The organism is Kocuria sp. NPDC057446, assembly GCF_042802875.1.
Classification (GTDB): domain Bacteria; phylum Actinomycetota; class Actinomycetes; order Actinomycetales; family Micrococcaceae; genus Kocuria.
In genome coordinates this window covers 1-12,892 of sequence record NZ_JBHVDI010000109.1, presented here as the reverse complement: position 1 = coordinate 12,892, position 12,892 = coordinate 1, and the positions used below count along the sequence as shown (strand labels likewise).

General features: G+C 74.3%; 10 protein-coding genes. 1 reads left to right on the top strand and 9 read right to left on the bottom strand.

The features are described 5' to 3' along the window. Positions 1-62 precede the first annotated feature (62 nt). The 4 genes from infB to rimP form a co-directional block, all read right to left on the bottom strand. Positions 63-2,918, bottom strand: coding sequence for a translation initiation factor IF-2 (gene infB / locus ACFU0Y_RS12930; protein ID WP_380214937.1), 2,856 nt, complete (start codon positions 2,916-2,918; stop codon positions 63-65). 204 nt (positions 2,919-3,122) lie between these two features. Beyond that, entirely contained in the window at positions 3,123-3,473 is a 351-nt protein-coding gene (locus ACFU0Y_RS12925; protein ID WP_380214936.1) for a YlxR family protein, read from the bottom strand. Between the two features lie 160 nt (positions 3,474-3,633). Then, positions 3,634-4,614, bottom strand: coding sequence for a transcription termination factor NusA (nusA, locus tag ACFU0Y_RS12920; protein WP_380214935.1), 981 nt, complete (start codon positions 4,612-4,614; stop codon positions 3,634-3,636). A gap of 186 nt (positions 4,615-4,800) precedes the next feature. Next, on the bottom strand, positions 4,801-5,316 hold the full coding sequence (gene rimP, locus ACFU0Y_RS12915; protein WP_380214933.1) for a ribosome maturation factor RimP: 516 nt from the start codon (positions 5,314-5,316) through the stop codon (positions 4,801-4,803). 90 nt (positions 5,317-5,406) lie between these two features. Between rimP and ACFU0Y_RS12910 the strand changes: the two genes are divergently transcribed. Further along, a complete protein-coding gene (locus ACFU0Y_RS12910; protein ID WP_380214932.1) occupies positions 5,407-6,387 on the top strand; it encodes a hypothetical protein in 981 nt (326 codons plus the stop codon). Between the two features lie 21 nt (positions 6,388-6,408). Here ACFU0Y_RS12910 and ACFU0Y_RS12905 read toward each other — a convergent pair whose 3' ends face one another. The 5 genes from ACFU0Y_RS12905 to ACFU0Y_RS12885 form a co-directional block, all read right to left on the bottom strand. Further along, complete coding sequence (locus ACFU0Y_RS12905; RefSeq protein ID WP_380214938.1) at positions 6,409-7,176, bottom strand: TSUP family transporter; 768 nt, start codon at positions 7,174-7,176, stop codon at positions 6,409-6,411. Between the two features lie 49 nt (positions 7,177-7,225). Then, entirely contained in the window at positions 7,226-9,025 is a 1,800-nt protein-coding gene (locus ACFU0Y_RS12900; RefSeq protein WP_380214931.1) for a proline--tRNA ligase, read from the bottom strand. 148 nt (positions 9,026-9,173) lie between these two features. Continuing rightward, positions 9,174-10,028 (bottom strand): GNAT family N-acetyltransferase, encoded by an 855-nt coding sequence (locus ACFU0Y_RS12895; RefSeq protein WP_380214930.1) that lies wholly within the window; start codon positions 10,026-10,028, stop codon positions 9,174-9,176. Between the two features lie 18 nt (positions 10,029-10,046). Then, on the bottom strand, positions 10,047-11,213 hold the full coding sequence (ispG, locus tag ACFU0Y_RS12890) for a flavodoxin-dependent (E)-4-hydroxy-3-methylbut-2-enyl-diphosphate synthase (protein WP_380214929.1): 1,167 nt from the start codon (positions 11,211-11,213) through the stop codon (positions 10,047-10,049). A gap of 188 nt (positions 11,214-11,401) precedes the next feature. Continuing rightward, a complete protein-coding gene (locus ACFU0Y_RS12885; RefSeq protein ID WP_380214928.1) occupies positions 11,402-12,736 on the bottom strand; it encodes a M50 family metallopeptidase in 1,335 nt (444 codons plus the stop codon). Positions 12,737-12,892: the final 156 nt, after the last annotated feature.

The following is a 12,892-nucleotide window of genomic DNA, read 5'->3' as shown; positions in this document are numbered from 1 at the left end:
GGCGCTGGGCCCGCCCGTGCCGCCGCGGTGTCCCGCGCGCGGGGCGCGGGACTCGGGACGGGTCAGGCGCGCGGCTTCTCGCGCATCTCCCACGTCTCGATGAGGTCGCCCTCGTGGATGTCGTTGAAGGAGCCGAGCCCGATGCCGCACTCGTAGCCCTCGCGGACCTCGGTCGCGTCGTCCTTGAACCGGCGCAGCGAGTCGATCGAGAGGTTGTCCGCCACCACGCTGCCGTCCCGGACGAGCCGGGCCTTGGAGTTGCGGCGGATGGTGCCCTTGGTGATGTAGGCACCGGCGATGTTGCCCCACTTGGAGGAGCGGTACACCTCGCGGATCTCGGCCGTGCCGAGCTCCACCTCCTCGTACTCCGGCTTGAGCATGCCCTTGAGCGCGCTCTCGACGTCGTCGATGGCGTTGTAGATCACCGAGTAGAACTTCATCTCGACGCCCTCGCGGTCGGCCAGTTCCGTCACGCGCTCGGCGGGACGGACGTTGAAGCCGATGATGATCGCGTTGTCCACGGTCGCCAGGTTGACGTCGTTCTGGGTGATCGCGCCGACGCCGCGGTGGATGACCCGCAGCTGGACCTCCTCGCCCACGTCGATCTTGAGCAGCGAGTCCTCGAGCGCCTCCACGGCACCGGACACGTCGCCCTTGATGATGAGGTTGAGCGTGTCGATCTTGCCGGCGGCCACGGCCTCGTCGAAGGACTCGAGCGTGATCCGCTTGCGTCGCTTGGCGAGCAGGGCGTTGCGGTCCGCCGCCTGGCGCTTCTCGGCGATCTGGCGCGCGGTGCGCTCCTCCGGTGTGGAGAGGAACGTGTCGCCCGCCCGGGGCACGGAGTCGAGACCCAGCACCTGCACGGGACGCGAGGGACCCGCCTCCTCGACGGACTGCCCGTTCTCGTCGAACATGGCGCGCACCCGGCCGTACGCGGCGCCGGCGACGATGGCGTCCCCGACGTGCAGCGTGCCGGACTGCACGAGCACGGTCGAGACCGCACCGCGGCCCTTGTCCAGGTTCGCCTCGATGGCCACGCCGCGGGCGTCCTTGTTCGGGTTCGCCGAGAGCTCGAGCGCGCCGTCCGCGGTGAGCACGATCGCGTCCAGCAGGTCGTCGATGTTCAGGTCCTGGCGCGCGGAGACGTCGACGAACATGGTGTCGCCGCCGTACTCCTCCGGGACCAGGCCGTACTCGGTGAGCTGACCGCGGATCTTCTCCGGGTTCGCCTCGGGCTTGTCGATCTTGTTGACCGCCACCACGATCGGCACACCGGCGGCCTGGGCGTGGTTGAGCGCCTCGACCGTCTGCGGCATGACGCCGTCGTCCGCGGCGACCACGAGCACGGCGATGTCCGTCACCTGTGCACCACGGGCACGCATGGCGGTGAACGCCTCGTGGCCCGGGGTGTCGATGAACGTGATCTGCCGGTCCTGGCCGTCCACCTCAGTCTCGATCTGGTAGGCGCCGATGTGCTGCGTGATGCCGCCGGCCTCCCCCTCGATCACCTTGGTGTTGCGGATGGCGTCCAGCAGGCGGGTCTTGCCGTGGTCGACGTGGCCCATGACGGTGACCACCGGAGGACGCGCCTCGAGGACGTCCTCGCCCTCGGCCGCGGCCTCGGCCTCCAGGTCGATGTCGAAGGACTCGAAGAGCTCGCGCTCCTCGTCCTCCGGCGAGACCACCTGGATCCGGTAGCCGAGCTCGGCGCCCAGCAGCTGGAAGGTCTCCTCGTCGAGGGACTGCGTCTGCGTGGCCATCTCGCCGAGGTGGATGAGCACCGTCACGAGGGAGGCCGGGTTCGCGTTGATCTTCTCGGCGAAGTCCGTCAGGGACGCGCCGCGGCGCAGCCGCACCACCGTGGTGCCGTCGCCGTGGGGCACGGAGACGCCGCCGACGGACGGTGCCTTCATCTGCTCGAGCTCCTGGCGCTTCGCCCGCTTCGACTTGCGCTGCTTGCCGCGGGCACCGCCGCGCCCGAAGGCGCCCTGGGTGCCGCCGCGGCCGCCGCGGCCGGGGCCGCCGCCGGGACGGGAGAACCCGCCCCCGCCGCCGCCGGGACCGCCGCGGCGGGGACCTGCGCCGCCGCCGGCCGGCCGGGAGCCGATCGGCGCCACACCGGTGGTGTGCCCGGGCATCATGTTCGGGCTGGGGCGCGCGCCGCCGGGGCGGGGACCGCCCTGGGGACGCGGGCCGCCCTGACCGCCCTGCGGGCGGGGGCCGCCGGCACCCTGTCCCTGGGGACGGGGACCGCCGGCGCCCTGGCCCTGCGGACGGGGACCGCCCTGACGCTCGGGACGGCCCGAGCGCATGCCCTGCTGGGCGGCGAACGGGTTGTTGCCCGGACGCGGTCCGGCGGGGCGGGGAGCACCCGGGCGCGGCGCGGCCGAGCCGGGACGCGACGCGGTGCCACCGGGGCGGGGCGCGGCGGAGCCCGGACGGGGCGCTCCGGAACGGCCCATGCCCTGCTGGCTGGCGAACGGGTTGTTGCCCGGGCGCGGGCCCGGAGCCGGTGCCTTGGCACCCGGCGAGGCCGGGCGCTGCGGTGCGGAGCGCTCGGGGCTCGCGGGCTGCTCGGGCGCCTTGGCGGCGGGCCGCTGCTCGGCGGGCGTCTCGGGCGACTTCTCCGGTGCCTTCTCCGGTGCCTTCTCGGCCGCCGGGCCCGGGGCGGGCGCGGCCGAGCCGGGGCGCGGCGACGTGCCGGGCTTCGACGCGGGCCGGCCGGCCGGTGCCGGAGCGGGCGCGGCGGACTTCTCCGCCCGGCCGGCGAGGGCGGAGCGCAGCTTCTTGGCGACGGGCGGCTCGACGGTCGAGGACGCGCCTCGGACGAACTCACCCAGGGTCTGAAGCGTGGAAATCGCTTCCTTGGACGTTATTCCGAGCTCTTTCGCGAGCTCGTGAACGCGGGGCTTGGCCACTTCTCTCCTGTCTCGGTCCGCACCGAAACAGGCACGAACCACTTATTTTCCGTTGAGGCTCCCGGAGCATCGGCCGTCGAGGACGGCGCGGGGTCGCGGGATGCCGTTGGCAGAGCACAACGAAGCACTCATCGCTGGGCACTCATCGGTTTTCCATCGGTTCTCTGACTCGCTTTCCAGTTCTTCACCCGCGGGCGGACGTGGTCACCGGTCCGGTCGGACCGTGCGGGCTGCCGTCCGGGGACGGCTGTGGTCGGCACTCGTGCGTCCGGTCGCCGGGCTGCCCTCGGGGGCCACCAGGGCCTCCAGTTCGGGGGCGACCGCCTCCGTGTCCACGACCGCCCGGAACGCGCGCCGGAAGGCGCGTCGGCGCAGGGCCGAGTCCAGGCACTCGCGGGAGGGGTGGAGCCAGGCTCCGCGACCGCCGAGGCGCCCGCTCCGGTCGACCACGGCCCGCAGGCCGTCGTCGCTCGGTTCGGTCACCACACGTACGAGCTGGTCAGGGTGTTCGGTGGTCCGGCATCCGATGCACGTGCGACGGGAGTCTGCACTCACTCGCTCGGTACTCCTCGTCTCGCGCCGGGACGTCGGGGACGTGCCGTGCGGGCCGGGAGCGGGCACCGGACAGGGACCACCAACGATCTGACCGCTGTCCAGTCTATCCCGGGGACGGCCCTGGGCCGAAACCGGGGCGCCGGTCCCGCCCCGGCGGGGCTCAGCCGCGCTCGGCGGCCTTCGACTCGGGGACGATGTCGATCTTCCAGCCGGTGAGCTTCGCGGCAAGCCGGGCGTTCTGGCCCTCCTTGCCGATCGCCAGGGACAGCTGGGTGTCGGGGACGACGGCGCGGGACGAGCGGGCCCGCTCGTCGAGCACGCTGACCCGGGACACCTTGGCCGGGGACAGGGCGTTGGCGATGCAGCGGGCCGGGTCGTCGGACCAGTCCACGATGTCGATCTTCTCGTCGTGCAGCTCGTTCATCACGGCGCGCACGCGGGAGCCCATCTCCCCGATGCAGGCGCCCTTGGCGTTGATCCCCGACTGGGTGGCGCGCACGGCGATCTTGGTGCGGTGCCCGGCCTCGCGGGCGATCGCCATGATCTCCACGGAGCCGTCGGCGATCTCCGGCACCTCCATCTCGAACAGGCGGCGCACGAGGTCCGGGTGGGACCGGGACAGGGTGATGGACGGGCCCTTCATGCCGCGCTTCACCTCGACGACGAAGGCCCGGATGCGGGCGCCGTGCGGGTACTTCTCGCCGGGGGCCTGCTCGTGCGGGGGCAGCACGCCCTCGACGGTGCCGAGGTCCACCTGGACCATGTGGGGGTTGTGCCCCTGCTGGATCTGCCCGGAGACGATCTCGCCCTCGCGGCCCTTGAAGTGGCCCAGCACGGCGTCGTCCTCGACGTCGCGCAGCCGCTGGAGGATGACCTGGCGGGCGGTGGAGGCGGCGATCCGCCCGAAGCCGGCCGGGGTGTCGTCGAACTCCCCGACCGCCTCGCCCTCCTCGTCCAGCTCGGGGGCCCAGATGGTGACGTGGCCGGTCCTGCGCTCGATCTCGGCGCGCGCGCCCGGGAGGGCGCCGGCGGTCTTGTGGTACGCGAGCAGGAGGGCCTGCTCGATGGTGGGGATGAGCAGGTCCACGGGGATGTCACGCTCACGCTCCAGCAGTCGGAGGGTGCTCATATCGATGTCCATGTCCGGCCTTCCTCGACTGACGACCCCGGGGACGGAGCAGCGCACCGTCGGGGACGACGGAGCGCCGCCGCGGTCCGTGCCCGCGCCCTCGCGCACCCGGTGGTCGTCGCACTGCGGACCGCGGCGCCGGTGGGCGCCGCGGTGTCAACGGCACATCCTACACTCGTGCGGGGGCGGGCGGCCCCGTCAGTCCGTGAACTCGACCTCCACCCTGGCGCGGCGCACGGCGTCGAAGGACCAGCGCTCGGGGTCGAGCAGCCGGGGCGGCATGCCCTTCTTCACCTGGTGGCTGCGCTGCAGGACCACGCCGTCCTCGTGCACCTCCAGCAGGCGGGCCGTGAACTTCTCGCCCTCGACCGGGCTCACCCGCACCAGCCGGCCGATCGAGCGGCGCCAGTGCCGCGGCGCCGCGAGCTCCCGGGTGGCCCCCGGGGAGGACACCTCCAGCTCGTAGGCGGAGCCCGGCACGGGGTCCTCGCGGTCGAGGAGCTCGGACACGGCGCGGGAGACCGCCGCGATCCGGTCAATGTCCACGCTGTCGGTGCTGTCCTCGGGGAGGTCCACGAGCACCTGCAGCACCAGACCGGTGCCGGAGGGCTTCAGGGCGACGTCCTCGAGGACGAGCCCCGACTCCTCCACCGCGGGGCCGATCAGCCCGGCCAGCCGGTCGTCGTCGGGTCCGGGGGTGCGGTGCTCGCTCACGGGGTCTCCTCGTGCTGTCGGGGCGGGTCCCGGAAATCCTATGCTGAACGCGGCCCCCGCTCGTCCCGCCCCGTCCCCCAGGAGTCCTCCGTGACCGTTCCCCGCCCGCCCGTCCACCGGGTGCTCCCGCTGCTGCTGGGGATCCTGCTGGTGTCCGGCGCCGCCGGCGCCTGGTGGCTGGACACCGCCCGCCCCGTGCCCCCGGACGAGCTCGTGCGCGCCGAGGCGTGGCTGGTCACCGAGGCGCTGCTCGGGACCCCGGGGCCCGCCGCGGAGCGGACGGACGTGCGCGCGGACCTGGACCGGCAGCTCGAGGCCCTCGGTCCCGCGCCCGACGACCGGGCGCGCGCCGCCGTCGGGGATCCCGGCCCCTCCCCCGCCGACGGCGCGCCCGCGGACGGGGAAGCCGACGGGGACACCCTCGGGGACGCCGGGGCGCCGTCCGCCGCCGCCCTGCGGACGACGGCGATGGCCCTGGCCGAGGACGCCCTGGCCGCCGAGGACCCGGCCCTGGCGCGGGTGCTCGCCGCCGCGGCGGTCTCGCGGTCCGCGGCGGCCCGGCAGCTGGAGGGGGGCACGGCACCGGCCGGCGCGGACCTGTGCGACGCGACGGCGGGCCCGGCCGGCGGCGCGGGCGAGACCGGGGCCGTCCTGTGGTCGGCGCTGGACCGGGCCGGCTACTCCTTCGAGGCGCTGGCCGCCCGCGCCGGGAGCGCGGCGCAGGAGCCCGGTCCGGACGGTGCGGCCGTCGCCGCGGCGGCGGAGCGGGGCGTGGAGGACGTCGAGGAGCTCCTCGGGGCGCCCGCCGCGCGCCCGGTGCTCGAGGCCGCGCCCGGGCTGGCCGCGGGCGCCTACGTCCTGCCCGCCGACGTGCGGGAGCACCCCGGCCGGGCCGCGGACGCGGCGGCGCGGGACGTGCAGGACGCGGCCGCCCACGTCCTGGCCCGCGGGGACGCCGGCAGCCGGTGCTGGGCCCTCGTGGCGCTGGAGCGCGCGACCGGCCTGCGCGCCGGGCTCACCGGCGAGGTCGGCGCCCTGCCCGGCGTGCTCCGCGACGACCCGCCGCGGTGACCCCGGGCCGTGCGGGACGGGTCAGGCCCCCCGGAGGACGTCGACGCCGAGCTTCAGGATGAGCAGGGTCACCACGGTGAGGAACACGACCCGGATGAAGCGGCTGCCGCGGGCCACCGCGGTGCGCGCCCCGAGGTAGCCGCCCAGCATGTTGGACACTCCCAGGACGAGACCCAGGCCCCACAGCACCGACCCGTGGCCGAAGAAGAACACCAGGGCGCCCACGTTGGTGGCGAGGTTGACGATCTTCGCCTTGGCGCTCGCGGCCAGGAAGCTGTAGCCCAGCAGCGTGATCATGGCGATGACGAGGAACGATCCGGTGCCCGGACCCATCACGCCGTCGTAGAAGCCGATGACGGTGCCGATCAGCATCGCGGTGCCGTAGTGCCGCGCCCCGCTGTGGCGCAGCTCGGTAAGCTGCCCGACGGTCGGGCGGGCGACCGTGAACAGGAGCACGGCCACCAGCGCGGCGAGGATGATCGGGCGGAACACCGCCTCGGGCAGGGACGCGGCGAGCGCCGCCCCGCCGAAGCTGCCGACCAGCGCGACCCCGGCCATGGGCAGCGCCGTGCGCAGGTCGGGGGACGTGCGTCGGTAGAACGTGAGGGCGCTCGTGGCGGTGCCGAACACGGAGCCCATCTTGTTGGTGGCCAGCGCCTGGACGGGGCTGATCCCCGGCACCATCAGCACCACGGGCAGCTGCAGCAGCCCGCCGCCGCCGACCACGGCGTCGACGAAGCCCGCGGCGAGCCCGGCGGCCACCAGCAGGGCGACGACGCCTGGGTCCATCTGCTCCAGGCCCGAGGGCCCGAGCCAGGCGCCGAGCCCCTGCACGGGCTCAGCCGCGCACGGCTGCGGCGACCGTCGCGGCGACGCCGTCCCGGGCCACGTCCTCGCTGCTGCCGCTCGCGCGGTCCTTCAGCTCGAGGACGCCGTCCTTGAGGCCGCGGCCGACCACCAGCACCGTGGGCACGCCGAGCAGCTCGGCGTCGCCGAACTTCACGCCCGGGGAAACCTTGGGCCGGTCGTCGAAGAGGACCTCGAGTCCCTCCGCCTCGAGCTCGGCCACGACCTTCTCGGCCTCCTCCAGCACCTCGGGGCCCTTCCCGGTGGCCACCACGTGGACGTCGGCAGGGGCGACCTGGCGCGGCCACAGCAGGCCCTTGTCGTCGTGGTAGGCCTCGGCCAGGGCGGCGACCGCCCGGGTCACGCCGATCCCGTAGGAGCCCATGGTCACGGTGACGAGCTTGCCGTTGCGGTCCAGGACCTTGAGCCCCAGCGCCTCGGCGTACTTGCGGCCCAGCTGGAAGATGTGGCCCATCTCGATGCCGCGGGCCGCCTCGAGCGGGCCGGAACCGTCCGGGGCGGGGTCTCCGGCCCGGACCTCCGCGCACTCGATGACCCCGTCCCAGGCGAAGTCGCGCCCGGCGGTGAGGTCGTAGACGTGCTGGCCGGCCACGTTCGCGCCGGTGACCCACCGGGTGCCGCGGACCACGCGCGGGTCCACGAAGAAGGGGATGCCGGTCGAGGACTTCTCGCCGAGCACGGCCTGGTCGAGGGACAGCCCGGGACCGATGTAGCCCTTCACGAGCAGCGGGCAGGCGCGCAGGTCCTCGTCGCCGGCCTGCTCCACCAGCACCTCGCCGGCGACGTCCAGGGCGGCGCCGATGCCGGCCTCGATGCGCTTGAGGTCCACGGCGCGGTCCCCGGGCAGACCGACCGCCACGAGCCGCCGCGCGCCGTCGGGCAGGACGACCGCGAGCACCACGTTCTTGAGGGTGTCGGCGGCGGTCCACGGGCCCTCGACGCGCGGGTGCAGCTCGTTGGAGCGCTGCACGAGGGTGTCGATGGTGGGGCTCGCCGGGGTCTCGAGCACCCGGGCCTCCGGGGCCCCGGCGGGATCGGACTCCTCGGGCACCACGGTGGTCACCGCCTCGACGTTGGCCGCGTAGCCGCCGGCCGAGCGCACGAACGTGTCCTCCCCGATGGGCGTGGGGTGCAGGAACTCCTCGGAGCGGGACCCGCCCATGGCCCCGGACTGGGCCGAGACGGCGACCACGGGCAGACCGAGGCGCTCGAAGATCCTGACGTAGGCCTCACGGTGCCTGGTGTAGGACTCGTCGAGCCCGGCGTCGTCGACGTCGAAGGAGTAGGAGTCCTTCATGACGAACTCGCGCCCGCGCAGCAGACCCGCCCGGGGCCGGGCCTCGTCCCGGTACTTCGCCTGGATCTGGTAGAGGGTGACCGGGAGGTCCTTGTACGAGGAGTACAGGTCCTTCACGAGCAGCGTGAACATCTCCTCGTGCGTGGGCGCCAGCAGGTAGTCGGCGTCCTTGCGGTCCTTGAGGCGGAACAGGTTCTCGCCGTACTCCGTCCAGCGGTGCGTGACCTCGTAGGGCTCCCGCGGCAGCAGCGCCGGGAAGTGCACCTCCTGGGCGCCGATCGCGCCCATCTCCTCGCGCACCACCTGCTCGACCTTCCCGAGCACCCGCAGGCCCATCGGCAGCCACGTGTAGATGCCCGGGGCGGCGCGGCGGATGTAGCCGGCGCGCACGAGCAGCCGGTGGCTGTCCACCTCGGCGTCGACGGGGTCTTCGCGGAGGGTCCGCAGGAACAGGGAGGAGAGTCGCAGCGCCACGTGGGCTCCGTTTCTCCCGGGGAGCGCGGCAGGGTACGGCCGGGTCCGGGCGTCGAGAGGGTGGGCGGCGCCGACGGCGCCGTTGATTCCGGTCAAATCTACACCCCCCGCCGGGCCCACCGCGCCGCGTCCGGCGTCCGCGGCCGGCTCAGAGGAGCACGGTGGCGAAGGTCCCGACCCGCTCGAAGCCCACCCGGCGGTAGGTGGCGAGGGCCCGGGCGTTGTAGTCGTTGACGTAGAGGCTGACCACCGGGGTGCTGCGGCGGGCGAGGCGCACGGCGGCCGCCATGCACGGCACCGCCAGCCCCCGGCCGCGGTGCGCGGGGTCGACCCACACGCCCTGCACCTGGGCCACCCCGCGGGCGACCGAGCCGAGGTCGGCCTTGAACACCACCCGGCCCCCGTCGTCGGTCAGCACCAGGCAGCGGCCCGCCTCGACGAGTGCCGAGACCCGGTCCCGGTAGCCGCGGTCGCCGCCCGTGTACGGGGAGTAGCCGACCTCCTCCTCGAACATCGCCGCGCTCGCCGGGAGCACGGCGGGCAGGTCCTCGGGGCGCGCGACCCGGACGCCGGGGTGCGCCGCGGCGCCCGGGTCCCGGTCGATGGCCAGCAGGGGCTGGACCGGCCGCAGGTCGAAGGGCCGGGGCCAGGAGCGCTCCACCCGGGACCACAGCCCGAGCACCAGCTCGGCGGGACCGAACAGGGAGGCGTGCCGGGACCCGCCCCGCCGCAGGTGCCCTCCGACGAGGTCCAGGCCCGCGGCGTCCAGGGCCACGGGCACCACGTTGGTGCCCACCCAGCACGCCCCGGTCAGCTCCCCGTCCGGTCCGGCGGTGCCGATCACCGGCGGGACCCGCGAGCCCCTGCTGCCGCGGTAGGACTCGACGTGGGCGGCCACGAAGGCGTGGGCGACCGGGTCCGCCCCGAGCAGCCGGTCCAGCTGGGCCGGATCGACCTCCCCCGACGGCACCAGCCGCGGCGCCGTCCTCCGCTGCGTCCTCACCCGACCGTCACCGGCCCGTCAGCCGACGCTCACGACGGGGCTGCCCGCCGTGCTCTCCCCGTTCTCGTCCGTCTCCATCTCGGCGGCGATGCGGTTGGCCTCCTCGATCAGGGTCTCCACGATGCGGTCCTCCGGGACGGTCTTCACGACCTCGCCCTTGACGAAGATCTGCCCCTTGCCGTTGCCGGAGGCCACCCCGAGGTCGGCCTCGCGGGCCTCGCCCGGGCCGTTGACGACGCATCCCATCACGGCCACCCGCAGCGGGACGGTGAGTCCCTCCAGGCCGGCCGTCACCTCGTCCGCGAGCGTGTAGACGTCCACCTGCGCGCGGCCGCACGAGGGGCAGGAGACGATCTCGAGCTTGCGCGGGCGCAGTCCCAGGGACTGCAGGATCTGGTTGCCGACCTTGACCTCCTCGACCGGTGGCGCCGAGAGGGAGACGCGGATGGTGTCGCCGATGCCCTGGGAGAGCAGGGCGCCGAAGGCCGTGGCGGACTTGATGGTGCCCTGGAAGGCGGGGCCGGCCTCGGTCACCCCCAGGTGCAGGGGCCAGTCGCCGCGCTCGGCGAGCAGCTGGTAGGCCCGGACCATGGTGACCGGGTCGTTGTGCTTGACGGAGATCTTGAAGTCGTGGAAGTCGTGCTCCTCGAACAGGGAGGCCTCCCACACGGCGGACTCCACGAGCGCCTCGGGCGTGGCCCTGCCGTACTTGTCCATGATCCGCTGGTCGAGGGAACCGGCGTTGACGCCGATCCGGATGGACACCCCGGCCGCCTTGGCCTCGCGGGCGATCTGGCCGACCTGGTCGTCGAACTTGCGGATGTTGCCCGGATTCACGCGCACGGCCGCGCACCCGGCCTCGATGGCCGCGTAGACGTACTTCGGCTGGAAGTGGATGTCGGCGATGACCGGGATCGGGGACTTCATGGCGATGATCGGCAGGGCGTCGGCGTCGTCCTGGGACGGGCACGCCACCCGGACGATGTCGCAGCCGGTGGCATTGAGCTCGGCGATCTGCTGCAGGGTCGCGTTGATGTCCGTGGTGGGGGTGGTCGTCATGGACTGCACGCTCACCGGCGAGTCGGAGCCGACGCCCACGGACCCGACCCGGATCTGCCGGGTCCTCCGGCGCGGGGAGAGGACGGGCTGGGGCGCGGCGGGCATGCCGAGGCTGACCGGGGTCAAGGAGTTCCTCCGAGGATTTCGAGGGCAGGATCTGGAGCGGTGGTGCCGGGACCCGCTGGCCGGGCAGCGGCACCGGTTCCCATTGTGCCCCATGCTCCGGGGCGGTTCCCCGGCGGCGGGGCGGAATTCCTCCCACGCCGAACGCGCTCCCGGGCGCCGCTGCCGGGATGCCGGTCCCGCGACCCGGCTCAGAACAGCCGGACCGGCTTGACGATGTCCGCGTAGATCAGCAGCACCGACATCCCGATCATCAGCACGGCCACCGCATAGGTCACCGGCAGCAGGCGGGCGGGGTCGAACGGGCCGGGGTCGCGCCGGCCGAGCAGCCGGGCGCTCCCCCGCCGCAGCGCCTCCCACAGGGCCCCTGCGACGTGCCCGCCGTCGAGCGGCAGCAGCGGGAGCAGGTTGAAGACGAACAGGGCGAGGTTGACGGAGCCGATCAGTCCCACGAGGGAGGCCGACTTGTCCCGCAGCGCGATCTCCTCGTGCGCGGCGATCTCCCCCGAGATCCGGCCGACCCCCACCACGGAGATCGGGCCGTCGGGGTCCCGCGGCGCGTCGGAGAACGCCGCCTCCCCCACCTCGTAGATCCGCTGCGGCAGGTGCAGAACCACCCCGGCGATCTGCCGCAGGCCGTCGAGCACCGCCCCGGGCACCGCGGTCAGGGGCTGCCGGACGGGCTCGCTCGTGGGGCTGATCCCGATGAAGCCGACCTCCTCGTAGCGGGGGGTGCCGTCCTCGCCGGTGACGGCGGCGCCGGAGTCGTCGAGCACGGGGCGCGACGAGAGGATCGGGGTGAGCGCGGTGGTCACGGTCCGCCCGTCCCGCTCGACCGTCACCGGGATCCGCTCCCCGGCCCGGTCCCGGATCCGGCCGGTGAGCTCGTCCCAGGAGGCGACCGGTGCGCCGCCGACGGCCGTGACGACGTCCCCGGGGCGCAGCCCGGCGGCGTTCGCCGGCGCCTGGGGGTCTCCGGGGCGGCACTCGGTCTGCCCGGCGGCCTGTCGCTCGGCGGCCACCACGCACTCGGAGACCCACGCGACCGTCGTGGTGGGCGTCGCGGTCCCGAACCCGCAGAGCAGCACGGCCAGGCAAAGGAACCCGAGCAGGAGGTTCATCACCGGGCCGCCGAGCATGATGACGATCCGCTTCCACACGGGCAGCCGGTAGAACGCGCGGTCCTCCTCACCGGGGGCGGGCAGGCCGGCTGTCGAGCTGCGGGCCTCGGCCGCCAGCTGCCGGAGCACGCCGGTGCTGGAGGCCCGGGCCGTGGAGCCCGCCCGCGCCGGCGGGTACATCCCCACCATCGAGATGTAGCCGCCCAGCGGCACCGCCTTGAGCCCGTACTCCGTCTCGCCGCGCCGGCGGGAGAACACGGTGCGCCCGAAGCCGACCATGTACTGCGTGACCCGCACGCCAAAGAGCTTGGCCGGCACCAGGTGGCCGATCTCGTGGAGCGCGATGGAGACCGCGATGGCGGCCGCGGCCAGCAGCACGCCCACGAGGAACAGCGCGACGCCCATCCGTCGGACCTCCCGGGATCGTCGAGGGCCCCCGGCGGGCGCCGGGGACGGCGGGGGCCGTGCGCTCGGCACGGCGAGGACCAGTCTGCACCACCTTCCTGGACGGTGCGTACCAGGCGCACCGGGGCACGACGACGGCCGGCCGCGTCCCGGGGG

What these genes read in the sequence shown, in the direction of transcription:
- nusA (WP_380214935.1), bottom strand. Translation starts at nt 4,614, where the DNA reads ATGGACATCGATATGAGCACCCTCCGACTGCTGGAGCGTGAGCGTGAC.
- ACFU0Y_RS12905 (WP_380214938.1), bottom strand. Translation starts at nt 7,176, where the DNA reads ATGGACCCAGGCGTCGTCGCCCTGCTGGTGGCCGCCGGGCTCGCCGCG.
- ACFU0Y_RS12885 (WP_380214928.1), bottom strand. Translation starts at nt 12,736, where the DNA reads ATGGGCGTCGCGCTGTTCCTCGTGGGCGTGCTGCTGGCCGCGGCCGCC.